Here is a 25,191-nt window from a genome sequence, read left to right as displayed (position 1 = left end):
CGAGCCGCGACGCGCGGCGTCGCCGTCACCACAGGAGGCCACATGCCCGAGGCAGTCATCGTCGCGACCGCGCGCTCGCCCATCGGACGCGCCTTCAAGGGATCGCTCAAGGACATCCGTCCTGACGACCTGACGGCGCAAATGATCAAGGCCGCACTGGCCAAGGTCCCCCAGCTCGACCCGAACACCATCGACGACCTGATGCTGGGCTGCGGCCAGCCGGGCGGCGAGCAGGGCTTCAACATGGCCAAGGTGGTCTCCACCCTGCTCGGTCTGGACGGCGTGCCCGGCACCACCGTCAACCGGTACTGCTCGTCCTCGCTGCAGACCACCCGGATGGCCATGCACGCCATCAAGGCGGGCGAGGGGGACGTCTTCATCTCGGCCGGTGTGGAGTGCGTCTCCCGCCTCGCCAAGGGCAGCGCCGACGGCGTGTCCGACACGCAGAACCCGCTCTTCCTCGACGCGCAGGCCCGGGGGAAGAAGGCCGCCGAGGGCGGCGCCCCCGCCTGGCGCGACCCCCGTGAGGACGGCGCGCTGCCGGACGTCTACATCGCGATGGGCCAGACCGCGGAGAACGTGGCCGGCCTCAAGGGCGTCTCCCGCCAGGAGCAGGACGAGTTCGGCGTCCGGTCCCAGAACCTCGCCGAGAAGGCGATCGCCAACGGCTTCTGGGAGCAGGACATCACCCCGGTGACCCTGCCCGACGGCACCGTGGTCAGCAAGGACGACGGCCCCCGCGCCGGCACCACCTACGAGGCCGTCTCCCGGCTCAAGCCGGTGTTCCGCCCCGACGGCACCGTCACGGCGGGCAACTGCTGCCCGCTCAACGACGGCGCCGCCGCCGTGATCGTGATGAGCGACACCAAGGCCGCGGAACTGGGCATCACGCCACTCGCCCGCGTCGTGTCCACCGGCGTGAGCGGGCTGTCCCCCGAGATCATGGGCCTGGGCCCGGTCGAGGCCAGCCGGCAGGCCCTGGCGCGGGCGGGCATGTCCATCGACGACGTCGACCTCGTGGAGATCAACGAGGCCTTCGCCGCCCAGGTCATCCCGTCCTACAAGGAACTGGGCATCGACCTCGACCGGCTCAACGTCAACGGGGGCGCCATCGCGGTGGGCCACCCGTTCGGCATGACCGGCGCCCGGATCACCTCCACGCTGATCAACAGCCTCCGGTTCCACGACAAGTCCATCGGCCTGGAGACCATGTGCGTGGGCGGCGGCCAGGGCATGGCCATGGTCCTGGAGCGCCTCGGCTAGCCTGCGCGCTCCGGAGCCGTCAGCCGTGGACGTCGGGACCGGCGCGGGTGAGGTCGATCCTCACGATCACCCGCCGGTCCCGCTCCATGGCCGCCCGGTAGTCGTCCCAGTCGGGATGCTCCCCGGAGATGTCGCGGTAGTACGCCACCAGCAGGTCCATCGCCTCCGGCAGCGGCACGACCTCGGCCGTCCCCTCGATCTGGATCCACTCGCCGAAGAACGCGTCCGTGGTCACGCAGAGCGCCACCCGGGGGTCCTTGCGGAGGTTGCGGACCTTCGCCGCCGTCTCCCGGGTGCTGATGACGGGGTTTCCCGCGGAGTCCAGCCCCACCGTGACCGGGGAGAGCTGGGGCCGCCCGTCGGCGTGCCAGGTCAGCATGACCGCCCGGTGGTTGCTCCGGATGAACTCACGTGCTCTGTCGAGATCCATGGGCCCATCATCCCCGCGCAGGCGAGGACTCCGCCACCGGCGGCGGCGGAGCCCTCATGAGGACGGCGAGTCAGAAGTGGTGACGGCGGTGCCGCTCGTGCTCGTGCACGATGGCGGCGGCGTAGCCGTGGGTCAGTCCGTGCTCTGCGGCGAGCCAGTTGGCGCGCTCGTCGCAGCGAAGGAACGACGGACCGTTGTCGATGGCTTGAAACCACTCGGGGAGCGCGCGCCCCGTGATGTCCGGGACTCTTGCGATCAGCTTGCTATGCGTCTCCGGTGAGTGGTTCATCGGCATGGGCACCTCCACGGATAGGGCTCCTTTGCTCGACAGTGCCTCACGGCACTACGGAATGGCAAGACCTGCGGAGGGTCTCTCCTGTCACATTTCGTTGATCTCCAGCTGCGTTTCGCTCATAATGTTCCCGTTTTTGCATAGAAAAACCCCACCGGGGCGATCCGGTGGGGTTTGTCCGTTTTTCTGGGGTGCGATCAGTCGCTGCTGCTGAAGTAGCTCAGCAGGCGCAGGATCTCCAGGTAGATCCAGACCAGGGTCACCGTCAGACCGAAGGCCATCAGCCAGGAGTACTTCGCCGGAGCGCCGGCCCGGACGCCCCGCTCGACCTCGTCGAAGTCGAGCAGCAGGAAGAAGCAGCCGATCAGGATCGCCGCGACGCTGACGAGGTAGCCGATCGGACCCGCCTCACGGAGGCCGAGGCCGCCGGCGACGAAGAAGCTCGCGATCCAGTTGACGAGCAGCGCGGCCATCAGGCCGAGCGTCGCCGCCACGACGAACTTGGTGAACTTCGGCGTCACCCGGACGATGCGCAGGGAGTAGACGGTCAGCATCCCGCCGAAGGCCATGGCCGTGCCGAGGACCGCCTGGATGACGATGCCCGGGAAGCGGGCCTCCATCAAGTGGCTGATCACGCCGACGGCGACGCCGTAGGCGACCGAGTAGCCGAGGATCAGCGCCGGGTTGGTGCTCTGCTTGAACGAGATCACCAGCGCCAGCACCAGGCCGACGAGCACGCCGACCATCGCCGCGCCCCAGCCGAGGTTGAGCACCCAGGCCGCGGCGGCCGAGACGACGAGCGTGCCCAGGGTGATGAAGCCCCGCACGACCACGTCGTCGATCGTCATGGCCCGCTGCGCGGGCGGTGCGTACGACGGGGTGTCGTACATGCCCTGAAGCTGCTCAGGGGTCGGGGTCGGCCCGCCCCAGGCCTGCTGGCCCTGGGACTGCCTCTTGAATACGGGGTTCTTGCTCTCCATCGCTGCCTCCACGCTGCGACCTAACACGATCAGCGTATTCGATCGTTCGTCACACAGCCGTATCGTGCTCATATCCATCGTGCGCGATTGGCCGTACGGCTACCGCCGCCTCTTCCAACGACCGGTTCCTCTTCTGAGTTCCCGGTTCCCGCCACGACCTCACGACACCCTGGGGAGCGCACCGCCCCACCGGCGGAGCCCGCGGCCGGACCGCGCGAGTGCCCCCGGCGGGATTCGAACCCGCACCTCGACCCTTTTAAGGGGTATGCCTCTGCCATTGGGCTACGGGGGCGCCGCAATCATACGTAACGGACCACTCAGGCGTAACCGCTCGCGCCATCCGTCCCCGCGGTCGCCGGTCCGTCCGGTGGACGGACCGGCGACCGCGCGGGCACGGTGATCGGCGCGCCCCCCGTGACCGGCCGCCCGAGGGCCGGCGGCTCAGGCCGTGGCCGCCGCGCGGAACTCCTCGCGCGGGGCCTCGATCTCCCCCAGCGAGACGGTCTCACGCTTGAAGAACAGCGCCAGCGTCCAGTCCGCCATCACCCGGACCTTGCGGTTGAGGGTCGGCACCCGCGACAGGTGGTAGGTGCGGTGCATGAACCATGCGGGCAGTCCGCGGAGCTTGACGCCGTAGACGTTGGCGACGCCCTTGTACAGGCCCAGACCGGCGACCGAGCCGACGTACCTGTGCCGGTAGTCGACCATCTCCTGTCCGCGGAGCCGACGGGTGATGTTGTCGGCGAGCACCTTGGCCTGACGGACCGCGTGCTGGGCGTTGGGCGCGCAGTACTGGCCCGGGTTGGTCATGTCGGGCACCCCCGCCACGTCTCCCGCGGCGAAGGCGTCCTGGACCCCGACCACGGTCAGCCGGGTGCTCGTCTTGATCCGGCCGCGCTCGTCCAGCGGCAGGTCCCCGGCGTTCACGACCGGGCTCGGCTTCACGCCGGCGGTCCACACGATGGTGGCCGACTCGAACTCGTCACCGTCGGAGAGCGTGACCAGGCCGCCCTCGCAGGACTCCAGCCGGGTCTTCATCTTGACCTCGATGCCGCGCTCGCGCAGCTGCTCGGCGGTCCACATGCCCATCTCGGGGCCGACCTCGGGCAGGATGCGGTCGGTGGCCTCGACCAGGACCCAGCGCATGTCCTCGCGCCGGACGTCGTGGTAGTAGCGGGCCGCGTCGAGCGCCATGTCCTCCAGCTCGGCCAGCGCCTCGATGCCCGCGAAGCCGCCGCCGACCACGACGAACGTCAGCGCCCTGCGGCGCAGGGCCTCGTCGCCGCTGCTCTCCGCCCGGTCGAGCAGGCCGAGCACCCGGTTGCGCAGGGCGATCGCCTCACCGACCGTCTTGAAGCCGATCGCGGCGTCCGCCAGGCCCGGGATGGGCAGCGTGCGGGAGACCGAACCGGCGGCCATCACCACGATGTCGTAGTCGAGCTCGTAGGGGGCGCCCACGTTCGGTTCGAAGCACACCCGCTTGGCCGCATGATCGATCTTGGTGGCCTTGCCGTTGAGGATCGTCGCCTTCGGCAGGACTCGGCGGAGCGGGACCACCACGTGACGGGGGGAGAGGTTGCCGGCCGCCGCCTCCGGGAGGAAGGGCTGGTAGGTCATGTGGGATTCGGGGGTCAGGACGGTGATGCGCACACTGCCCTCGCGCAGCTCCCTGCGGAGCGTGCGCTGCAGCCGCAGCACGGTGTAGAGGCCGACATAGCCGCCGCCGACGACCACGATGTGCTTGGAGTTGCGGTTCACTTCGGTGCCATCCTTCGGTCCGAGGCCTTGTGAAAGCTTTCACAAGAATACGTCGGACTTTCCGATGACACCAGGGGCCCCCCGGGCAACTTCATCGAAAATTACACGTAACGGACTTTTTTCCGTAGTTTCGCGGGAAAATTCTGCAATTATTCTATTTTGTGATGGACCTCACAGGCCTCGGAGCACATCGGCCCTGGTGAAGACCTCGTCGAGCATCTCCGCCGTCACCCTGCCGGTGAAGGTGTTCTGCTGGCTGGGGTGGTAGCAGCCGAGAAGACGCGCGGAGGTTCCACCGCGGGAGAGCTCGACCTCGACTCCGTGCCCGAAGGCGGGTCTCGGTCGCGGCAGGGCGTACCCCGCCTCCCGCAACGCGGGCCAGACGGCCTGCCAGGCGAAGCCGCCCAGCGCCACCACCACCCGCAGGCTCTCCGCGACCAGCTCGACCTCACGGGCGAGCCAGGGGAAGCAGGCGGCCCGCTCCTGCGGCGCCGGCTTGTTCTCCGGCGGCGCGCAGCGGACGGCGGCCGCCATCCGGGTGCCGAGGAGCCGCTGCCCGTCCCCCGCCCGGACGCTGGTCTCCCGCGCGGCCAGGCCCGTCCGGTGCAGCGAGGCGAACAGCCAGTCCCCGCTCCGGTCCCCGGTGAAGATCCGTCCGGTGCGGTTGCCGCCGTGCGCGGCCGGGGCCAGTCCCACGATCAGGATCTGCGGCCTGTCCTCGCCCCATCCGGCGACGGGCCTGCCCCAGTAGGTCTCCGTGGCGAACGCCCGCCGCCTGACGGTCGCGACCTCCTCGCGCCACTCCACCAGGCGGGGGCAGGCGCGGCAGACCGACTGGCGGGCCGTGAGCTCGGCGAGGGTACGGCTCGCCGACGCGAGCCCCTCCACCTCGCCGGGATCGTTCGCGACGGGCGTGTCGGGCCGGGCCGGGTCGTCCGGCCATCCGGACCCCGGAGGAACGAAGGTCATGTCCCGATCGTGCCACCGCCGCGCTCCGCTCACGGCGGAGAGGGGCGAAACGACGGAGGCGGCACCCGCACGGAGCGGGCACCGCCTCTTCGAACCTCCCCGGCTCAGCTCCCCCGGCTCATGCCGGAGCGCTCAGTCCCGGAGTCAGACGCCGGTCGGCGTCGCGGGCTTCTCCTCCGTCGCCGGAGTGGAAGCGGAGGGCTTCGGCTCGGGCTTCGGCTCGGGCTTCGGCTCGGGCTCGGGCTTCGGCTCGGGCTTGGGGCAGACCGCGGCGTAGTCGTCCGACTTGGAGTCACCGTCGATCTTCAGCACGATGACGCCGCCCTTCAGACCGTCCGACGACCCGCCGTAGGAGACCGTCTGGGTGCCGCCGTGGCGACCGATCTCCACGACGCCGCCGCCGACGACGCTGCCGTTGGCGAGCCACTGGTACCTGACCTTGGCCGGGCCGCTGGCGTAGATGCTGCCGACGGCGGTCACCGTCGCCTTCGGGCACTCCGCCGCGCTCTGGCCGGCGGACACGTTCCCGACCTTGGTGACCACGTTGTGGTCGTGGCCCGGCACGTGCGGCCTCGACCAGTCCCTACAAGTGATCTTGAACCAGGTGCGGTCGGAGCTGCTCTGGTAGCGGTCCCCGACCTCCAGGGCCGCCCAGCCGCGTACGGTCTCCCGCGCGCGGATCACGTGGTAGACGTTGCGCGAGCCGTCCACGCGGACGGTGCCGCGGTCCACGACGTGGCCGTTGACCACCCAGCGGTAGCGCACCCAGCTCGGGCCGGAGGTGCTGATACGGCCGACCAGGGTGGCCTTGCAGTTGCCCTCGTCCGCCCACACCTTGGTGTACAGGCGGCGGTCGTGGACCTCCTCCTTGTGGCCGACGCCGTCGCCCTCATCGCAGGAGACCTTGAAGTAGGCCTTCTTCGAGGTGACCTTGCGCGGCGCCAGGACCTGCAGCGCCTCCCAGCCCTTGGTGTCGCCACCGATCTTGTGGGTCTCCTTCACCGTGACGTACTTGACGCCCTTGCCCACGGTGAGGGTCTTGACCGAGCTCTGGGAGCCGTTGCCGCGCAGCCACCGGTAGGCGACCGTGGTCTTGCCCTTGACGGCCTTCACCTTGATCCACGAGGAGAAGGTGACCCGCACCGGGCACTCTCCCTCGTAGTTCGAGAGGGAGACCTTGGGGGTGCCGACGGAGACCGCCGGCTTGGTGTGCGAGGAAGTCGCCTTCCCCGCGGTGGACCCAGTGGCCGCCGCTGCGGGCGTGGCCAGCAGGCCCGTCGCCATCGTCGCCAGCATGGCCGCGCCGGCTCCGACGGCGGCCAGCTTGCGCGCTAGACCGGACTTCATGAGGGGATGCTCCGTTTCGTTAGGAAGCGGGTGCGCTCCGGAGACGGTTGCCGCCCCGACACCAGCCGTGCCGGGCCTACGGCAGAGCCTCACTAAAGCTTCTTTACCTAACCATAAAACGGATGGACCACTCAATTGATAACGAATGGCGTTTTGTCCGGATATTGTCAAGATTTGCTGAGCGACCAGGCGATCCCGTCGAGGATGTCCCTCTCGCTGACGACGACCTCGGCGAAGCCGTACCGCTGGAGGATCCGGTCCAGGATGAGCGCGCCCGCCCCGATGACGTCGGCCCTGCCGGGATGCATGACCGGCACGGCCAGCCGCTCGTCGTGGGACATCTCCAGCAAGCGGCGCGCTATTCCATGCGCCCGATCTGCCGGAATCCGCGCGTGGTGGATTTTATCCGCGTTATATTCGTCCAGCTCAAGGGCCATCCCGGCGACCGTGGTCACCGAACCCGCGAGCCCGACCATGGTCAGCGCCCGCTCCACCGGCACCTCCTCCGCGACCCGGTCGAGCGCGTCGTCGATGTCCGCGGTCATCGCCTCGACGGCCTCGGCCGAGGGCGGGTCGCCCGCCCCGCGCAGGTGCCGCTCGGCCAGCCGGACGCAGCCGATGTCCACCGAGAGCGCCGCCTCCGCGTGCGTCGAGCCGACCACGAACTCCGTGGAGCCCCCGCCGATGTCCACCACCAGGTACGGCGGGCGGGTGCCGACGGGGGTGGGCAGGCCGGTCTCGGGCGAGAGGCTCACCAGATCGCCGGTCGCCCCGGTGAACGACAGCTGCGCCTCCTCGGCGCCCGTGACCACCTCCGGCTCGACCCCGAAGATCTCCCGTACCCCGGCGGCGAAGTCCTGCCGGTTGGCCGCGTCCCTGGTGGCGCTGGTGGCCACCACGCGGACCGCGACGGCCCCGTGCCCCTCGATCAGCCCGGCATAGCCGCGCATCGCGGCGAAGGTCCGCTCCAGCGCCTCCGGGGCCAGCCTCCCCGTCTCGTCCACCCCCTGGCCGAGCCGGACGATCTCCATCCGCCGCTCGACCTCGTGCAGCGAGTCCTGATGGATGTCCGCGATCAGCAGACGGACGGAGTTGGTACCGCAGTCGATCGCGGCGACACGGGTCACTGGTCGTCCTCCTCGGAGTCGGTCGTGCGGGGCGGGTCCGCCCCCTCCACCCGGCAGCACGGACCGTCGGCCCACCATGCGCCGAGCGCGTCGAGCGCCTCGCGGCCGAAGGGATTGCTCCCCGGCGCCGCCAGCTCGTGCGCGACCAGCGCGTGCAGGCACTTGACCCGGTCGGGCATGCCGCCACTGCTCTGCATGCCCCGGGGCAGCGGCTCCAGTCCCTCCGCCGCGGCGGCCTCGTCGCGGCGCGCGACGTAGTCCTCGTGCGCCAGGCGGTAGGCCTCGGCCAGCTCCGGGTCCCCGGCGAGCCGCTCCCGCATCTCCCGCATCATCCCCGTGCTCTCCAGGGTCCCGATGGCGGAGTTGGCCCGAGGGCAGGTCAGGTAGAACAGCGTCGGGAAGGGGGAGCCGTCCGGCAGCCGCGGCGCGGTCTCCACCACGTCCGGCAGCCCGCACGGGCAGCGGTGCGCCACCGCCCGCAGCCCTCTCGGCGCCCGGCCGAGCTGCTGTCGCACCGCGGCCACATCGCGGTCGTCGACCATTCGCCACACCCCCACGGGAAAACGGCGTCCAGGTTATCGCCTCCCCGGACCCGCGGAGGGAGGCCGGTCACCCCCCGGGCCGCGCCGCGCCGGTCCCGCCGCCGGTGGCGGGCGCCCGGCGCCCCTTGCCCGTGTCCGCGGCCTCGACCGACTCCCAGAGCGTCTGGTACCACGGTGGGACGGCGGCCTTCCGCTGCGCGGCGGCGCCCTTCGCGCCCGCGGGCTCGTCGTCCATCACGACGTAGCACTTGCGTCCGGGCTCGCAGTAGAACAACCGCTCCCGGGCCACCTGCTTCTTGTAGCCGGGGTCCTCCAGCTGCCTGCGCCGGTCCTCCAGCGCCCTGATCGCCGCCAGCTCCCTGGCCTTCTCCTGCTCCAGCTGCGCGATGTTGCGGCGCAGTGCGATGTACTCCCTGACGGGGTAGGCGAGGCTCATCGCGATCGCGCACACCACGACCGCGAGCACTGCGGCCCGCGCCGTCAACTGCGGCCGTTTCACCGTGCCGGCGGCGACGCCCGCGCGCCGCGGCTCGGGGGCCGGTGACCGGCGTCTTCCCTCGTCGCTCATCCGCTCTGCTGATTGCGACGCTGCGCGCCGCGGCTCGGGGGCCGGTGACCGGCGTCTTCCCTCGTCGCTCATCCGCTGTGCTGATTGCGACGCTGCGCGTCGCGGCTCGGGGGCCGGTGACCGGCGTCTTCCCTCGTCGCTCATCCGCTGCGCTCCTTCGCTCCTCAGTCCAGACGCCGGAGCCCCCTCGCGGGCTCCTTCGCTCCTCGGTCCAGACGCCGGAGCCCCCTCGCGGGCTCCTTCGCTCCTCGGTCCAGACGCCGGAGCCCCCTCGCGGGCTCCCTCGCTCCTCGGTCCGGACGCCGGAGCCCCCTCGCGGGCTCCCTCGCTCCTCGGTCCGGGCGCCGCGCGTCGTGTCCGGGGCCGTGCCGGTACGGCTCGCGCCCGGGATGTGACGACGGGCGCGAGTCGTACGCTGTCACGCTAGCGCTGGAAGCGCGGGAACGCGGCGCGGCCCGCGTAGCGGGCGGCGTCGTCCAGGAGCTCCTCGATGCGGAGCAGCTGGTTGTACTTGGCCACCCGGTCGGAGCGGGCCGGGGCGCCGGTCTTGATCTGACCGCAGTTGGTGGCCACGGCGAGGTCGGCGATCGTGGTGTCCTCGGTCTCGCCGGAGCGGTGGCTCATCATGCAGCGGTAGCCGCTGCGGTGGGCCAGGTCCACGGCGTCCAGGGTCTCGGTCAGGGTGCCGATCTGGTTGACCTTGACCAGCAGCGCGTTGGCGGTGCCCTCGGCGATGCCGCGGGCCAGCCGCTCGGGGTTGGTCACGAACAGGTCGTCGCCGACGAGCTGGACCTTGTCGCCGAGCGCCTTGGTGATGGCGTTCCAGCCCTCCCAGTCGCTCTCGTCCAGCGGGTCCTCGATGGAGACCAGCGGGTAGTTGGCGACGAGGTCCTCGTAGAAGGCGATCATCTCGGCGGACGACAGGCCCTTGCCTTCGAGCGTGTAGACGCCCTCGTTGTGGAACTCGGAGGCGGCCACGTCGAGGGCCAGGCCGATGTCCTCGCCCGGCGTGTAGCCGGCCTTCTCGATGGCGACCAGGATCAGGTCCAGCGCGTCGCGGTTGGACGGCAGGCTCGGCGCGAAGCCGCCCTCGTCGCCCAGGCCGGTGGTGTAGCCCTTCTCCTTCAGCACGGACTTGAGCGCGTGGTAGACCTCGGTGCCCATCCGCACGGCCTCGCGGAAGCTCTCCGCGCCGATCGGAGCGATCATGAACTCCTGGATGTCCACGTTGGTGTCGGCGTGCGCGCCGCCGTTCAGGATGTTCATCATCGGCACCGGGAGGACGTGCGCGTTCGGACCGCCGAGGTAGCGGAAGAGCGGCTGCTCGGCGCTCTCGGCGGCGGCCTTGGCCACGGCCAGGGAGACGCCCAGGACGGCGTTGGCGCCCAGCCGGGCCTTGTTCGGGGTGCCGTCGAGGTCGATCATGACCTGGTCGATGCTGCGCTGCTCGGCGGCGTCGAAGCCGAGGATCTCGTCGGCGATCTCGTCGGTCACCCCGAGGACGGCCTTCTCGACCCCCTTGCCGCCGTAGCGCGTGTCTCCGTCGCGCAGCTCGACGGCCTCGAACTGGCCGGTGGAGGCGCCGCTCGGCACGGCGGCGCGACCCTCGCTGCCGTCGTCCAGCAGGATGTCGACCTCGACCGTCGGGTTACCCCGGGAGTCAAGGATCTCGCGGGCGCGTACGCCCTCGATGGAAGCCACGAAGTGCTCCTAAGGTCGTAGAATAGCTTGCTGCAAAAGCCTATCGACCTCTGCTTCCCAGCACGGCGACCGCCCCACCGCAGAGCCTTCCGCGTACGGCCCCGCCCCGGTGACCGCCCTCGGAAGCCGCCCGCCGGGACCGTCCGCTCAGGGTCGTCGGCGGACCATGTCGCGGTAGGCGCGGGCCACCGCCCGCAGTTCCGCCTCCGGGTCCAGCCCTTCGGCCTGCGCCTGCCGTACCAGCGCGAACAGGCGGGCGCCGAGGCCGTCGGCCGGGACGCCCTCCGGCAGACCGGCGGGGAGGCCGGCGCGTCCGGCGCGGCGCAGCAGCTGCGCGGCGAGGGAGAGCGCGGGCTGGCCCATGGGCACGCCGTCGACCGGGGAGCCGGCGTCGCCGCCGCTCTTGGCGGCGCGCTCGGCCGCCTTGATCGTCTCCCAGTTGTCGCTGACCTGCTCGGCGCCGTCCACCTCGACGGCCGCGAACACGTGCGGGTGGCGCCGGACCAGCTTGTCCACGATGCCCGCCGCCACGTCGTCGACGTCGAACCCGCCCTCGTCGGCGGGGCGGTCGGCCGCGACGCGCGCGTGGAAGGCCACCTGCAGGAGCAGGTCGCCCAGCTCCTCGCGGAGCGCGCCGCGGTCGCCCTCCTCGATCGTCTCCAGCACCTCGTAGGCCTCCTCCAGGAGGTACGGCGCCAGCGACTCGTGGGTCTGCTCGGCGTCCCACGGGCACCGGGTGCGGAGCCGGTCCATCACCGCGACGAGGTCGAGCAGGCGCGCGCCCGGCAGGTCGTAGGAGCCGGGCACGACCTCGATCACCGGCGGGTCGTCGAGGGCGACCGCCGCGTGCCCGATCAGGCGCATCAGCGCCTCGTCGGCCTCCAGCCAGACCACGTCCCCGCCCTGCGCCTCGCGCACCAGGGCGGCCGGATCCGGCGCCGTGACCTCGACCTCGATCCCCGCCTCGGCCAGGAACGGCAGGTGCGGGTGGTCCGGCGAGGCGGTGCGCACCGGGCCGGCGGCCAGGACCTGCCAGGCGCGGTGGCTCAGCAGGCCCGGCGCGACCCGGGGCGAGGTGGTGACGAGGATCAGCGGCATGTCCGTCGCGCCCGTCGACGGCTACGAGGACGCGGGGATCGCGCCGAAGCGGCCGGCGTCGACGTAGGAGTCCGCGCCGCCCTGCGACTGCGGATTGACCACGCCGTAGCGCGGGCTCCGCACGACCTTGATGGTCGCCGCCTCCTGGGCGAGCTTCTGGGACGCGGCCTGCTGCGAGGCCTCGTCCTGTCCGGCGCCGAACCCGGCCAGCAGCTTCCGCTCGACCAGGGTGATGCGGACCAGGTCGCGCAGCTTCGACGGGGGCACGCCGACGTTGACGGCGATCTGCTCGTCGGGCATGCGCCGGCTCTGCCCGCCCTGGGTGGCGATCTGGTTGAGGAAGGTGTCGACCTCCGTCTCGGTGACCGTGACGCCCTTGCGCGCGCCGAGCTGCTCCAGCTGCTCGATGGCGATCACGTTGGTCAGCACGGCCTGCGGGACCGACCCCCGGAGCTGGAGCTGGCTCTTGTCCAGACCGGAGGCGACCACCGCCGCCTCGTACTCCTTGACGTCGGCTTCCAGCTCGCCGGAGCCGATCCGCTGGTCGCCCACGACGGCGGCGGCCCCGATCTGCTCCTGGGAACAGGCCGTCAGGGTGGCCGCCACGGCCACGGCCGCCAGGATGACGCGCACTCGAGTCGACTTCACTTGCGATCCCTTCACGACAAACGCCGCTTCACTTTACCGGCATGTTCTCCAGGAACATCGCCTCGACCAGGTCGCCGCACCACTTGAGCAGGTCCAGGTCGCGCAGCGGCTGGCCGCCGAGCGGTCTGGTCTTGGGGACGGGCACCAGCAACGTACCGGTCGCCTGCTTCAGCAGCGCCTTCGGGTAGAGCCGCTGGAGCCTGACCTGCTGGGAGTCGCGCAGGTCCACGGGAGCGAACCGGATGTGCTGGCCCTGCAGGGTGACGTCGGTGAGTCCCGCCCGGCGGGCGCGGATCCGGAAGCGCGCGACCGCCAGCAGGTTGTCGACCTCCTGGGGCGGCCGGCCGTACCGGTCGGTGAGCTCGTCGCGGACCGCCGCGATGTCGTCGTCGGTGCAGATCGCCGCGAGGCGCTTGTAGGCCTCCAGGCGCAGCCGCTCGGAGGTCACGTAGTCGTGCGGGATGTGCGCGTTGACCGGCAGCTCGACCTTGACGTCGGGCCGCTCCTCCGGCTCGGCCCCGGTCAGTTTCGCCTTCTGCTCCTGCACGGCCTCGGACATCATCCGCACGTACAGGTCGAAGCCGACGCCGGCGATGAAGCCCGACTGCTCGGCGCCCAGGATGTTGCCCGCGCCGCGGATCTCCAGATCCTTCATCGCGACGTACATGCCCGCGCCCATCTCGGTGTGCTGGGAGATGGTGGCCAGCCGCTCGTGGGCGGTCTCGGTGAGCGGCTTCTCCGGCGGGTAGAGGAAGTAGGCGTAGCCGCGCTCGCGGCCCCGGCCGACGCGACCGCGGAGCTGGTGCAGCTGGGACAGGCCGTAGTTGTCGGCCCGGTCCACGATCAGCGTGTTGGCGTTGGGCACGTCGAGGCCGGACTCGACGATCGTGGTGCAGACGAGCAGGTCGAACTCGCGCTCCCAGAAGCCCACCATGATCTTTTCGAGCTGCTGCTCGTTCATCTGGCCGTGCGCGACGGCGATGCGCGCCTCGGGGACGAGCTCGTGCAGGCGGGCCGCCACCTTGTTGATGCTGGCGACCCGGTTGTGCACGAAGAAGATCTGTCCGTCGCGCATCAGCTCGCGCCGGATCGCGGCGGCGATCTGCTTCTCGTCGTAGGGGCCGACGAAGGTGAGGATCGGGTGCCGCTCCTCCGGCGGGGTGAGGATGGTGGACATCTCGCGGATGCCGGTCAGGCCCATCTCCAGCGTGCGCGGGATCGGCGTGGCGGACATGGCCAGCACGTCGACCTGCGTGCGCAGGTGCTTCATGGCCTCCTTGTGCTCGACGCCGAAGCGCTGCTCCTCGTCGATGATGATCAGCCCGAGGTTCTTGAACCTGGCCTCCGGCGAGAGCAGCCGGTGGGTGCCGATGACGATGTCCACCGACCCCTCCGAAAGCCCGCGCAGGGTCTCCTTGACCTCGGCGTCGGTCTGGAAGCGCGACATCGGCCGCACGTTCAGCGGGAACCCGGAGAACCGCTCGGCGAAGGTGGACAGGTGCTGCTGGACCAGGAGCGTGGTGGGCACCAGCACCGCGACCTGCTTGCCGTCCTGCACGGCCTTGAACGCCGCCCGCACCGCGATCTCGGTCTTGCCGTAGCCGACGTCGCCGCAGATCAGCCGGTCCATCGGGATCGGGCGCTCCATGTCGCGCTTGACCTCGTCGATGGCCTCCAGCTGGTCGCCGGTCTCGGCGTAGGGGAAGGCGTCCTCCATCTCCCGCTGCCACGGCGTGTCCGGCCCGAAGGCGTGCCCCGGCGAGGCCATCCGGGCGCTGTAGAGGCGGATGAGCTCGCCGGCGATCTCCTTGACGGCCTTCTTGGCCCGGGTCTTGGCCTTGGCCCAGTCGGCGCCGCCCATCCGGTTGAGGGTGGGCGACTCGCCGCCGACGTAGCGGGTGACCTCGTCGAGCTGGTCGGTCGGCACGTACAGCCGGTCGCCCTTGGCGTACTCGATCACGAGGTACTCGCGGGTCGCGCCCTGCACGGTCCGCTGCACCATCTCGACGTAGCGGCCCACGCCGTGCTGCTCGTGCACGACGTGGTCGCCGACCTTGAGCTGGAGCGGGTCCACCATGTTGCGGCGGCGGCTGGGGAGCCGGCGCATGTCCTTGGTGGAGGCCTTCTGCCCGACCAGGTCCAGGTGGGTCAGCACCGCCAGCGACGGGGTGGTGAAGCCGTGGTCGACCAGGCCCGTGGTGACGTGCACGACCCGGGGGTCGGGCGCCGGGCCGATCTCCGGGTCCAGCCGCGCGGGCAGGTCGACGCCCTTGAGCAGCTCCACCATGCGCTCGGCCGGGCCGTGGCCCTCACTGAGCAGCACGACGGTCCGGCCGGATTCCAGCCAGCCCTTGACGTCGGCCAGCGCCCGCTGGGTGTCGCCCCGGTAGGCCTCCGCCTCCTGGGCGTCCAGGACCAGGGCGCCGGTCGCGCCCCCGAGGTCGCCCCCGGACCCGTCCCCGAGGTCGTCGCCGCCGCCGAACGGGGCGATCGACCACCACGGCTGGGCCAGCGTGCGGGCGTGGTCGCGGATCTCCTCCAGCGTCCGGAAGGCCGCCGCGCCCAGGTCGATCGGGGCCTCCCCGCCGGCCGCGGCGTTGATCCAGGAGGCCTCCAGGAACTCCTGGCTGGTCCGCACGAGCTCCTCGGCCCGGCTCCTGATCCGCTCGGGGTCGCAGACGAGGACCGCCGCCGGTCCGGGCAGGTGGTCGACGAGCAGGTCCATCTCTCCGGCGAGCACGGGTGCGAACGCCTCCATGCCCTCGACCGGCACGCCCTCGGCCAGCCGGTCGAGGGTCTCGGCCAGCGCCGGGTGCTCGGCGGCCAGCGCCGCGGCCCGCTCGCGCACCTCGGGCGTGAGCAGCAGTTCCCGGCAGGGCGGGGCGAACAACCCGTCCTGCGCCACCTCCAGCGACCGCTGGTCGGCGACCTTGAACCAGCGGATCTCCTCGACCGTGTCGCCCCAGAACTCCAGGCGCAGGGGGTGCTCCTCGGTCGGCGGGAAGACGTCCAGCAGGCCGCCCCGCACCGCCACCTCGCCGCGCTTCTCGACCATGTCCACCCGGTGGTAGCCGCTGCCCACCAGGGCGTGGACCACGCCGTCGAGGTCGGCGTCGTCGCCCGCGCGCAGCCGTACCGGCGGCAGGTCGCCCAGGCCGCGCACGATCGGCTGGAGCACCGCCCGGACCGGCGCGACGACGACGCGCAGCGGCCCGGCGGAGGCGTCGCCGGCCACCGGGTGCGAGAGCCGCCGCAGGACGGCCAGGCGCTGGCCGACGGTGTCGCTGCGCGGCGACAGGCGCTCGTGCGGCAGGGTCTCCCAGGCGGGGAAGACCGCGACGGCGTTCTCTCCCAGCAGGCTGGAGAGCGCCGAGGCGAGGTCCTCGGCCTCGCGCCCGGTCGCGGTCACCGCGAGCACGGTCCGCGGGCCGGGCCCGGGCGTCCCGTCCCGCCCGGCGGTCCCGCCGCCGGCCAGCGCGGCCGCGGCGAAGGGCCGCAGCGCGGGCGGCGCGACGAGGGAGACGCCCGACGGGTCGCCCCGGCGCAGGTCCGCCAGCGCGGAGGCCAGGGCCGGGTCGGCCACGACGAGGTCGAGCAGTCCGGAAAGGCTCATTGAAATCGCCCACAGCCCCCATGACGGCAACACGAAAGGCCCCCGGAACGCAGGGCACGGGGGTTGCGCGTCCCAGACTACTTGCCCGGGTCCGGCCCGCGGGAACGATCGGGGGGCATGTGACCGATCGTAGTCAATCGACTACTCTAGGTGATATGAGAGGAATGCGACCGGTCGCCGCACAGGGCGACCTCTTCGAGCGACGGATCCAGGAGCGGTGGACGGAGCGGCGCGGGCGCCGGCTCGACGTCCTGATCGCGGGCTGCGGCTGGCCCGACCCGCTGAAACTGGAGATGGAGAGCCGCGTCGTCGGGATCGACGAGGACCACCCGGTGGTGCGGGCGAACACCTCGGCGCGGGGGGACCTCACCTCCTGGGCCCTGGGCGACCTGCGGTCGGTCCCGGTGCCGCCCCGGGCCTTCGACGTGGTCTACGCGCCCTTCCTGCTGGAGCGGCTGGAGCACCCCGAGCTCGTGCTCGACCGGCTGCTCGGGGGCCTGCGGCCGAACGGGCTGCTGCTGCTGCGGATGCGCGACCGGGAGTCGGCCTACGGCACGTGCGCCCGGCTGACCCCGTGGCCGCTGCGGCGGCTGCTGTGGCCCAAGCTGGTCCCCGCGGGCACGCCGGGGCCGCTGCCCAAGGTGTACGGCCCGGCCATCTCACGGGAGGGCATCCGCGCCTACTGCCTGACCCGGGGGCTGGTGGTCACCGACGAGTTCCTCGGCACCAGCAGCCCGGCGGCCGACCGGCCGCTGGTGCGCGCCGCGTGCTCGGTGATCGAGGCCGTCTCGCGGGGCCGCATCCCCGCCTCGCACGACGAGATCACCATGATCATTCGAAAGCCGGAGGACTATTTCACCCGAGTGCTCTGAACCCGACCGGTTGATGTGGGACAACCGGAGTGGCTACAGTGGCCATATCCGACTAAGTCGATCGGGAATGTGGAGCAGATGACGGCGCCCTTCGAGTGGACCCCCGACGCCCGCGAGCTCGCCGACCTGGAGCTGCTGCTCTCCGGCGCCTACCACCCCCTGACGGGCTTCATGGGACCGACCGACGCCCACTCCGTGGCCGAGCACGGCACGCTCGCCGACGGCACGCCGTGGCCGGCCCCGGTCACGCTCGCGCTGCCCGGCGACCACCCGGCCGCCCCCGGCGACCGGGTCGTCCTGCGCGACCCCGAGGGCGCCCCGCTGGCCGCGCTGACCGTCACCGAGCGCGCCGGCGGCCTGGCCGCCGGGCCGGTCGAGGCGCTGGGCGCCCCCGAGCACGGACCGTTCGCCCGGCTGCGCCGCACCCCCGCCGAGGTCCGCGAGGAGCTGGCCGGCCGGGAGGTCCTGGCCGTCACCATGCGCGGCCCGCTGGACGACCTGGCGGAGATCGAGGCGACCGCCGAGGAGCTCGGCGCGGCGGTCCTGCTGCTGCCGCTGGCCTTCGGCGAGGGCGGCCCCGCGGTGGTCCGCGCCGCGCTGCGGGCCCGCGACCGGCTCCTGGCAGGCGGCGGGGACGGCGAGGGTGCCAAGGGCGCCCGAGGCACGGGGAGCGCCGTGAAGGGCGTCTCGGTCGCCGTGGTGCCGCTGGCGCCCCGCGAGGACCACGCCGTCGACCTGGAACTGCGCGAGCGCGTCGCCGAGGCCTACGGCGCCGCCGAGCACCTGGCCGGCCCGGAGCCGGTGACGCTCCCCGGGCCGCCGCACCGGCGCGGGCTGGTGGTCTTCTTCACCGGCCTGTCCGGCTCGGGCAAGTCGACCGTCGCCCGGGGCCTGCGGGACGCGCTCGCCGAGCGCGGCAGCCGTACGGTGACCTACCTCGACGGCGACGTGGTCCGCCACCTGCTCTCGGCCGGGCTGGGCTTCTCCCGCGAGGACCGCGACCTCAACATCCGGCGGATCGGCTTCGTCGCCGCCGAGGCGGCCCGGCACGGCGGCCTGGCGATCTGCGCGCCCATCGCGCCCTACGCCGCGACGCGGGACGAGGTCCGCGCGATGGTCGAGGCCGTGGGCGCCGACTTCCTGCTCGTCCACGTCGCCACCCCGCTGGCCGAGTGCGAGCGGCGCGACCGCAAGGGCCTGTACGCCAAGGCGAGGGCGGGGCTGATCCCCGAGTTCACCGGGATCTCCGCCCCCTACGAGGAGCCCGACGACGCCGACCTGGTCGTCGACACCACCGGCATCACGGTCGGGCAGGCCGTGGCGGCCGTACTGGACCCCCTCCTGCAGGGGGGCTGGGTGCGATGAGCGGGACCTCCGCCCGGACGCCGGGGATGCCGGGGATTTCCGGGATGTCTGGACTGTCGGGGACGCCGAGCACGCCGGGGACGCCGAGGACACGGACCGCCCGCGGAGCGGGCGAGGAAGCGGTGAGCGCCTGATGGGCATCGACCTTCCCCTGGTGATCGGGTCGTTCTTCGTCGCGATCGTCGTCGGCCTGACCGGCATGGGCGGCGGCGCGCTGATGACGCCGATGATGATGCTGTTCTTCAACGTGCCGCCGCTCGCCGCGGTCTCCAGCGACCTGGTGGCCTCGGCCGTGATGAAGCCGGTCGGCGGGGTCGTGCACATGCGCCGCGGCACCGTGAACCTGCGGCTGGTGGGCTGGCTGTGCGCGGGGTCGGTGCCGGCCGCCTTCAGCGGGGTGCTCATCGCGCGCGCCTTCGGCGACGGCGAGCAGGTCCAGCAGACGGTCAAGTACGCCCTGGGCGTCGCGCTGCTGCTGGCCGTCGCGGGCCTGGTCGCCAAGGCCTGGCTGGCCCGGCACGAGGGCCCGGCCGCGGCGGACCTCGACGAGATCACCGTGCGCCCCATCCCGACCTTACTGGTCGGTATGGTCGGAGGCGTCGTGGTCGGCATCTCCTCGGTGGGCTCCGGATCCCTGATCATCGTGGCGCTGCTCGCGCTCTACCCGGCGCTGCGCGCCAACCAGCTCGTCGGCACCGACCTGGTCCAGGCGGTCCCGCTGGTGGCCTCGGCCGCCCTCGGCCACCTGTTCTTCGGCGACTTCCAGCTCGACCTCACCACCTCGCTGCTCGTCGGCTCGATCCCCGGCGTCTACCTCGGCGCGCGGATCTCCTCCCGGGCCCCCGGCGGCGTCATCCGCGCGCTGCTGGCGGTGGTGCTGCTGGCCTCGGCGCTCAAGCTCCTCGGCGTGGGCAACGCGGCCACGCTCTGGATCCTGGGCGGCGCGACGGCCGCCGGGGCGGCCGGCTGGTCACTTCTGCGGAACCGCGGTGGCGCCCAGGTGGGGATCGCGGGCGAGCTCCCGGAAGGCGCGGCGTCCGGCGGGAGTGGTGTCGAACCGGGTGTCGCCCCGCGGGGCGCTCGGTGAGTCGAAGTAGACCAGCGCCTTGATCTGCGGGTAGCGCCGCAGCTCCTGGCGGACGGAGGTGAAGAACGCCGACTTGAACCACGGCTGCTCCCGGCGCTCGAACACCCCCCACTCGGCGACCATGATGGGCTTGCCCGGGAAGCGCCACTGCATCCAGCGGTAGAACCCCGGCCAGTCGGGGAACTCCTTGCGGGTCTTGTTGACCAGTCCGTCGAAGGTCTGGACCCGGTCGTCGGCGTAGGGGTCCATGGCGACCCAGTCGACCACGTCGTCGCCGGGGTAGAGCTGCTCGAACCAGGGCTCGGCCGCCCAGTTCGGCGCACCCATGTAGGTCATGACGGTGATCGCGTTCCGCACGCCGCCGGCCCGCAGGCGCGTCACCACGTGCCGGTACATCGCCGCGTAGTCGCGGGCGGTCATCCCGGAGGCCGGGTCGTCCCGCACGTCGTTCTCCGGCTCGTGGTGGACGGTCAGGAAGAACCGCTCGGGGAAGGTCGTGCGGATGTGCGCGGCCAGCCGGTCGATCCGCTCGTCCAGGGCCCCGGCGGCGATCTCCGCCCAGGTGCGGTCGAACGACGGCTTCCAGTTGACCAGCAGCAGCCTGCGCCCGGCGGGGTCGCGGGCGATCGCCAGCTCCTGCGGGGTGGGGAAGAGCTCCCCCTCCCGGTGGTAGACGTGCACGACACCGGCCCTGCGGCCCATGCGCTTCTCGGCCCGGGCCAGCGCCCGGTCGGGCGGCCGGCCGGTGAAGACCTCCGGGGCCAGGCCCCACCAGGCTCCGCACGAGGGGATGAGCTTCACACTGGCCTCGCAGGCCGCCGCCGACGTCGCGTGCAGGTCCAGCAGCCTGCCGCGGGGCGCGCTCTGCCGCGGCGTCTCCGAGGCGACGCCCGACGCCTGGCCGCACGCGCCCAGCCCCAGTACGAGGGCCAGGCCGGCGCCGGCGGCCAGGGACACCCTCAGAATTGGCCTTAAATCGGCATTTATCCGATACAACGGTTCCTCGCAGCCGGTCCGTCCGCACATTTCTTTACCTTCCGCGGGTCACACCCTCCCACCTCTCCGACGTGCCGCGTCGCATACTTTGCCGGACCGTGCCGCCCGCGCGGCGCAGCGACGGGGAAATATCGGATGAACGCCCGTTATCTCGACGTGATCGGCCGTCGGCGCACCAAGAAAATCTTAGGTATGCGGTCAGGAAAATAGCATTCCGGCCTATAGTCCTAGGGTTCCCAGCGTCAGCCTCCCCCCGCGAGGCCCAGCCCCGAGAGGGACCACACGCATGAGCCTGTCGCCGGACCCTCCCGTCCGCCGCTCCGGCGGAGACCTGGCGGATTACGCGTCCCTGCTCCGCCGCCGCTGGCTGACCCTCCTGCTCTGCCTCGTCGCCGGGACCGGCGGCGGCGGCGCCCTGCTCTGGGCCACCCCGCCCGCCTACACCGCCTCCACCTACGTCCTGGTGACCCCGACCGGCGTGCAGGAGCAGACCAACCAGGTGACCAACCGGCAGCGGGAGGCCCTCAACCTCGACACCGAGGCCCAGATCGCCCGGTCCGCCGTGGTCGCCAGGAAGGCCCAGGCCGCGCTCAAGAGCAGCCCCGGCCCCGTCGACGTCGCCGTGCCGCCCAACACCTCGGTCCTGGAGATCTCCTACACCGCCGCCGACCCCCACAGCGCCGCCGCGGGGGCCAGCGCGTACGCCCAGGCCTACCTGGCCCACCGCCGCGAGGCCGCCGACGAGGCCCTGGCCGTCCAGCTCAAGACGCTCCTGAGCAAGCTCCGGCAGGTCAACGAGAGCCTCACCGAGGTGGTCGCCGACCTGCCCGGACTGGACCGGGGGACCGCCGGCCACACCATCGCCCTGCAGCGGCGGAGCGTCCTCAGCCGCCAGGTCTACAACCTCACCGTCAAGTACGACGCGCTCAAGACCGTCGCGGTCACCCCGGGCTCGGTGATCAGCGAGGCGGTCGCCCCGGACCGCCCCAGCACCCCCAGCCCCCCGCTGTACCTCGGCAGCGGGTTCATGATCGGCCTGCTCGCCGGAGTCGGCCTCGCCTGGATCCGCGACCGCCTCGACACCCGGATCCGCGAGCCCCGCGACCTCGCCCGCCTGACCGGCATCGACCTCGTCACCGGCCAGGAGGTGGCGGACCTGACGGGCGCGGACGGCGCCGTGCTGCTGATCCCCCTTCCCGGGACGTCGTCCCGGGACGTGGCGCGGGCCGTACGGCAGCTGCGCGAGAGCCGCGTCCCGGTGGCCGGTGCGGTCGTCGCCACGGAGGCGGCCCCCGACAGGCCGCGGGCCGTGCGCCTCGTCGAGCCCACCGGGGGCACGCTGATCCCCTCCGGCGGCGGGAACCCCCGCGCCCCCCTCCCCGAGGCCGACGCCACCGCCGAGATCGCCCTCTCCGACATGCGCGCCGCCCTGCACGGGACGCCGCCCACCGGCAGGCGGGTGTTCCCCCCGTGAGAGGCCCCCACCCGGCGAGCTGGCCCATCGCCGCGTTCCTCGTCGGCTACCCCGTCTGGTGGATGCTGGGCTTCGGCGGGCTGGCGGTGATCGTGCTCGCTCCCCCGATGGCGGTCGTCCTGTGGCGGCGACGGCCGGTCCGGGTGCCGAAGGGATTCGGGATCTGGCTGCTGCTGCTCGCCGGCTACCTGGTCAGCGCGCTCATGCTCGGCGAGATGCCCCCGGACACCTACGGCGAGTTCGGCGCGGGACGGGTGATCGGCTACCTGATGCGCCTGGCCCTCTACCTCTCTCTGACGATCATGGTCCTCTACCTGGGGAACCTCACCGAGCAGGAACTGCCGCAGCTCGCGCTGGTCCGCATGCTCGGCGCGCTGTTCGTCACGACCGTCGCGGGCGGCCTGCTGGGCGTGTTCGCGCCGCACGTGCAGTTCACCTCGCCCCTGGAGCGGCTCCTGCCCGGGTGGATCAGCGGCAACGCCTTCGTCCAGAACCTGATCCACCCCACCGCCGCCCAGATGCAGAAGGTCCTCGGCCACGCCTCCCCGCGCCCCGAGGCGCCCTTCGAGTGGGCCAACGCCTGGGGCGGCAACCTCTCGGTCCTGCTCGTCTGGTTCGCGGTCGGCTGGTGGGTGTACGGCGGGCCGCACCGGCGCCTGGCCGCGCTCGCGCTGCTCGCCCTCGCCTCGATCCCGGTCGTCTACTCGCTCAACCGCGGCCTCTGGATCGGCCTGGGCGTCGCCGCCGCCTACCTGGTCCTGAGGACGGGCGCACGGCGCCGCCTGGCGATCTGCGCCGCCGTCGCGGCCGGGGCGCTGGCCTTCGCGCTCAGCCCGCTCCAGCCGCTGGTCGCCCAGCGGCTGGACAACCCGCACAGCAACGACATCCGCGCCTTCACCGTGTCGGCCACCATCGCCGCGGCGCGCACCTCCCCCTTCATCGGCTACGGCAACAACCGCAGCGCCCGGGGCAACTACCGGACGATCACCACCGGCAAGAGCGACTGGTGCGACACCTGCGGCCACCCGCCGCTGGGCAGCGACGGCCAGCTCTGGCATCTGATGATCACTCAGGGTTTCGTCGGCGCCGCGCTCTACGTCGCGTTCTTCGCCGGAGCCGTCCGCCGCCACTGGTCCGACCGGTCGCCGATCGGCATGGCCGGCGTCCTGGTGATGATCCTCACCCTGCTCTACATGTTCGTCTACGACGGGCTGGTCACGCCGCTCAGCCTCTATCTGATCTCCTTCGCACTGCTCTGGAGGAACACCATGGCACGGGGGGCCACCGTATGAACGACGCGCGGGTCCGGCTGCGCTACCTCGACCGGACGATCGGCCTGCTGTTCCCCGGTCCCGGCGAGGCCCGGCCGTACAGCCTGCTCCCGCACCCCCTGCTCCCCCGCCGGCTCGTCCCGCGGGCCTGGTGGCACCCCGGCGGCAGGGTCATGGTCCCCGCCGGGCGGGACAGCATCGAGACCCACCTCAGCGAGGTGCTGGACACCCCGATCCGGGTGATCCTCCACGTGCGCCCCGCCCGGCGGGCCAACCGCAAACCGATCCTGGAGGCCCGGGGACCGGACGGCCCGATCGCCTTCGTCAAGATCGGCGACACCGAGCGCGCCCGGGAGCTCGTCGCGCACGAGGCGCGGACGCTCGCCCTGCTCGCCGAGACGCCGCTGAAGACCGTCGTCCCGCCGACCGTGCTCCACCACGGCTCCTGGCGCGGCCTGTCGGTCCTCGCGCTGTCCCCCCTGCCCGTCCGGCGCGGCACCGCCGGGGAGGACCTGCGCACCGAGGCGATCCGCGAGATCAGCGGGATCGGCGAGCAGCCCTTCGCCTGGCACGGCGACTTCTCCCCGTGGAACATCGCGCGCGGCCCGGACGACCGGCTGCTGGTGTGGGACTGGGAGCGGTTCGGCACCGGCGTGCCGCCCGGCTTCGACGCGCTCCACCACTTCCTGCAGCGGGCCCTGCGCCGGATGGACCCGGCGACCGCCGCCCGCGCGTGCCTGGCGCAGGCGCTGCCGCTGCTGGCCCCGTTCGGCCTGTCGGCGGGCGAGGCCCGGTCGGCCGCGGTCCACTACCTGACCGCGCTGGCCCACCGGCACGCCGCCGACGGGCACGAGCCGCTCGGCCCGCCCGCCACGTGGCTCAACCCCGCCGTCGACGCCCAGGAGGTCCTGACGTGAGACCCGCGCTCAAACGCTCCGTGCACGCCGTCTCCCGGACCACGGGACGGCTCACCTCCGGCAACCGGGTCCTGCCGTCCTTCCTGGTCGTCGGGGCGCAGCGCTCCGGCACGACCTCGCTCTACCGGGCGCTGGCCCGCCATCCGCTCGTCCTCAAGCCCGTCCTGCACAAGGGCGTGCACTACTTCGACGTGGCCTACGACCGCGGCCTGGCCTGGTACCGGGCGCACTTCCCGCTGCGGGGGGCGACCCTGCGCCTGTCCCGCCGGTACGGCCAGCGTCCCCAGGCCTTCGAGTCGGCGCCCTACTACCTGTTCCACCCGCTGGCCGCCGCCCGGATCGCCGCGGACCTGCCGGGGGTGAAGCTGATCGTGCTGGTCCGCGACCCGGTCGAGCGCGCCTTCTCCGCGCACGCCCACGAGCTGGCCCGGGGTTTCGAGACCGAACCCTGCTTCGCCCGGGCCGTGGAGCTGGAGGAGGAGCGGCTGGCCGGGGCGGAGGAGTCCCTCGTCGCCGCGCCGTACTCGGCGCACCACGCCCACCGCCACCACGCCTACCTGGCCCGGGGCCGCTACGCCGAGCAGCTCGCCCGGCTGGAGCCGCTGGTCGGCCGGGACCGGGTCCTCGTGCTGGACAGCGGGGAGTTCTTCGCCCGGCCGGCGCCCGTCTACGACCGGGTCCTGCGGTTCCTCGGCCTGCCGCACCTCGGCGACCCGGTCGTCGACCGGCACAACGCCCGTCCCCGGCCCGCTCCGATGCCCCCGTCGCTCCGCCGCGAGCTGGCCGCCCGCTTCGAGGCGTCCGACGCCCTGCTGACCTCCTGGCTCGGCGCGGAGCCGTCGTGGCGGTCCTGACACCGCGCGCGGCCGGAGG

At 72.3% G+C, this 25,191-nt stretch carries 22 protein-coding genes and 1 tRNA gene; 8 read left to right on the top strand and 15 right to left on the bottom strand.

Features of this window, described 5'->3' with window-relative positions; translation table 11 throughout:
* Window positions 1-42 precede the first annotated feature (42 nt).
* Entirely contained in the window at window positions 43-1,263 is a 1,221-nt protein-coding gene (locus tag HS045_RS12400; protein WP_196451439.1) for an acetyl-CoA C-acetyltransferase, read from the top strand.
* 19 nt (window positions 1,264-1,282) lie between these two features.
* Here the strand turns inward: HS045_RS12400 and HS045_RS12395 are convergent, their stop codons facing one another.
* The 14 genes from HS045_RS12395 to mfd all read right to left on the bottom strand — a co-directional run bounded on the left by HS045_RS12395 (window position 1,283) and on the right by mfd (window position 16,336).
* Window positions 1,283-1,693, bottom strand: coding sequence for a PPOX class F420-dependent oxidoreductase (locus HS045_RS12395; protein ID WP_196451437.1), 411 nt, complete (start codon window positions 1,691-1,693; stop codon window positions 1,283-1,285).
* A 70-nt stretch (window positions 1,694-1,763) separates the two neighbouring features.
* Window positions 1,764-2,000: a DUF4287 domain-containing protein gene (locus HS045_RS12390; protein WP_374191379.1), complete on the bottom strand. Its 237-nt coding sequence runs from the start codon at window positions 1,998-2,000 to the stop codon at window positions 1,764-1,766.
* Window positions 2,001-2,182: 182 nt separating this feature from the next.
* A complete protein-coding gene (locus tag HS045_RS12385) occupies window positions 2,183-2,965 on the bottom strand; it encodes a Bax inhibitor-1/YccA family protein (RefSeq protein ID WP_196451436.1) in 783 nt (260 codons plus the stop codon).
* Window positions 2,966-3,184: 219 nt separating this feature from the next.
* Window positions 3,185-3,257, bottom strand: a tRNA-Leu gene (locus tag HS045_RS12380).
* 149 nt (window positions 3,258-3,406) lie between these two features.
* Window positions 3,407-4,723, bottom strand: a complete 1,317-nt coding sequence (locus HS045_RS12375) for an NAD(P)/FAD-dependent oxidoreductase (protein WP_196451435.1) — start codon at window positions 4,721-4,723, stop codon at window positions 3,407-3,409.
* Between the two features lie 171 nt (window positions 4,724-4,894).
* On the bottom strand, window positions 4,895-5,692 hold the full coding sequence (locus tag HS045_RS12370) for a uracil-DNA glycosylase (RefSeq protein WP_196451434.1): 798 nt from the start codon (window positions 5,690-5,692) through the stop codon (window positions 4,895-4,897).
* Window positions 5,693-5,836: 144 nt separating this feature from the next.
* Entirely contained in the window at window positions 5,837-7,039 is a 1,203-nt protein-coding gene (locus HS045_RS12365; protein WP_196451433.1) for a hypothetical protein, read from the bottom strand.
* Window positions 7,040-7,206: 167 nt separating this feature from the next.
* Complete coding sequence (locus HS045_RS12360; protein WP_307827488.1) at window positions 7,207-8,166, bottom strand: Ppx/GppA phosphatase family protein; 960 nt, start codon at window positions 8,164-8,166, stop codon at window positions 7,207-7,209.
* The gene (locus HS045_RS12355; protein WP_196451431.1) at window positions 8,163-8,708 is read right to left on the bottom strand and encodes a DUF501 domain-containing protein; all 546 of its coding nucleotides are present in this window, start codon (window positions 8,706-8,708) and stop codon (window positions 8,163-8,165) included. The genes HS045_RS12360 and HS045_RS12355 overlap by 4 nt, the downstream gene beginning before the upstream one ends.
* A 67-nt stretch (window positions 8,709-8,775) precedes the next feature.
* The gene (locus HS045_RS12350) at window positions 8,776-9,276 is read right to left on the bottom strand and encodes a septum formation initiator family protein (RefSeq protein WP_196451430.1); all 501 of its coding nucleotides are present in this window, start codon (window positions 9,274-9,276) and stop codon (window positions 8,776-8,778) included.
* 423 nt (window positions 9,277-9,699) lie between these two features.
* Window positions 9,700-10,977 (bottom strand): phosphopyruvate hydratase, encoded by a 1,278-nt coding sequence (gene eno, locus HS045_RS12345; RefSeq protein ID WP_196451429.1) that lies wholly within the window; start codon window positions 10,975-10,977, stop codon window positions 9,700-9,702.
* A 147-nt stretch (window positions 10,978-11,124) separates the two neighbouring features.
* The gene (locus HS045_RS12340) at window positions 11,125-12,075 is read right to left on the bottom strand and encodes a MazG family protein (RefSeq protein WP_196451427.1); all 951 of its coding nucleotides are present in this window, start codon (window positions 12,073-12,075) and stop codon (window positions 11,125-11,127) included.
* A 21-nt stretch (window positions 12,076-12,096) separates the two neighbouring features.
* Window positions 12,097-12,723, bottom strand: a complete 627-nt coding sequence (locus HS045_RS12335; RefSeq protein ID WP_196451425.1) for a SurA N-terminal domain-containing protein — start codon at window positions 12,721-12,723, stop codon at window positions 12,097-12,099.
* 28 nt (window positions 12,724-12,751) lie between these two features.
* Window positions 12,752-16,336 (bottom strand): transcription-repair coupling factor, encoded by a 3,585-nt coding sequence (mfd, locus tag HS045_RS12330; protein WP_196451423.1) that lies wholly within the window; start codon window positions 16,334-16,336, stop codon window positions 12,752-12,754.
* Between the two features lie 155 nt (window positions 16,337-16,491).
* Between mfd and HS045_RS12325 the strand changes: the two genes are divergently transcribed.
* The 3 genes from HS045_RS12325 to HS045_RS12315 all read left to right on the top strand — a co-directional run bounded on the left by HS045_RS12325 (window position 16,492) and on the right by HS045_RS12315 (window position 19,660).
* Window positions 16,492-17,208, top strand: a complete 717-nt coding sequence (locus HS045_RS12325; protein WP_196451421.1) for a bifunctional 2-polyprenyl-6-hydroxyphenol methylase/3-demethylubiquinol 3-O-methyltransferase UbiG — start codon at window positions 16,492-16,494, stop codon at window positions 17,206-17,208.
* A 78-nt stretch (window positions 17,209-17,286) separates the two neighbouring features.
* A complete protein-coding gene (gene cysC / locus HS045_RS12320; RefSeq protein ID WP_196451419.1) occupies window positions 17,287-18,573 on the top strand; it encodes an adenylyl-sulfate kinase in 1,287 nt (428 codons plus the stop codon).
* Between the two features lie 133 nt (window positions 18,574-18,706).
* Window positions 18,707-19,660, top strand: coding sequence for a sulfite exporter TauE/SafE family protein (locus HS045_RS12315; protein ID WP_196451417.1), 954 nt, complete (start codon window positions 18,707-18,709; stop codon window positions 19,658-19,660).
* On the opposite strand, the gene HS045_RS12310 is transcribed toward HS045_RS12315, so the two are convergent.
* Window positions 19,544-20,617 (bottom strand): hypothetical protein, encoded by a 1,074-nt coding sequence (locus HS045_RS12310; protein ID WP_307827487.1) that lies wholly within the window; start codon window positions 20,615-20,617, stop codon window positions 19,544-19,546. The genes HS045_RS12315 and HS045_RS12310 overlap by 117 nt on opposite strands.
* Window positions 20,618-20,942: 325 nt before the next feature.
* Here HS045_RS12310 and HS045_RS12305 point away from each other — a divergent pair, with 325 nt between their 5' ends.
* The 4 genes from HS045_RS12305 to HS045_RS12290 are packed head-to-tail and all read left to right on the top strand — an operon-like array spanning window position 20,943 to window position 25,172.
* Window positions 20,943-22,130, top strand: coding sequence for a YveK family protein (locus HS045_RS12305; protein WP_196451415.1), 1,188 nt, complete (start codon window positions 20,943-20,945; stop codon window positions 22,128-22,130).
* On the top strand, window positions 22,127-23,422 hold the full coding sequence (locus HS045_RS12300; protein ID WP_196451413.1) for an O-antigen ligase family protein: 1,296 nt from the start codon (window positions 22,127-22,129) through the stop codon (window positions 23,420-23,422). The genes HS045_RS12305 and HS045_RS12300 overlap by 4 nt, the downstream gene beginning before the upstream one ends.
* Window positions 23,419-24,318, top strand: coding sequence for a hypothetical protein (locus HS045_RS12295; RefSeq protein ID WP_196451411.1), 900 nt, complete (start codon window positions 23,419-23,421; stop codon window positions 24,316-24,318). Before HS045_RS12300 ends, HS045_RS12295 begins: the two co-directional genes overlap by 4 nt.
* A complete protein-coding gene (locus HS045_RS12290) occupies window positions 24,315-25,172 on the top strand; it encodes a sulfotransferase domain-containing protein (RefSeq protein WP_196451410.1) in 858 nt (285 codons plus the stop codon). Before HS045_RS12295 ends, HS045_RS12290 begins: the two co-directional genes overlap by 4 nt.
* The last annotated feature ends 19 nt before the right edge of the window (window positions 25,173-25,191 follow it).

It is taken from the genome of Planomonospora sp. ID82291 (genome assembly GCF_015711645.1).
In the GTDB taxonomy this organism is placed as follows: Bacteria; Actinomycetota; Actinomycetes; order Streptosporangiales; family Streptosporangiaceae; genus Planomonospora.
Note: the sequence above shows the minus strand (reverse complement) of the source record. Positions and strands in the feature narration are given on the sequence as shown.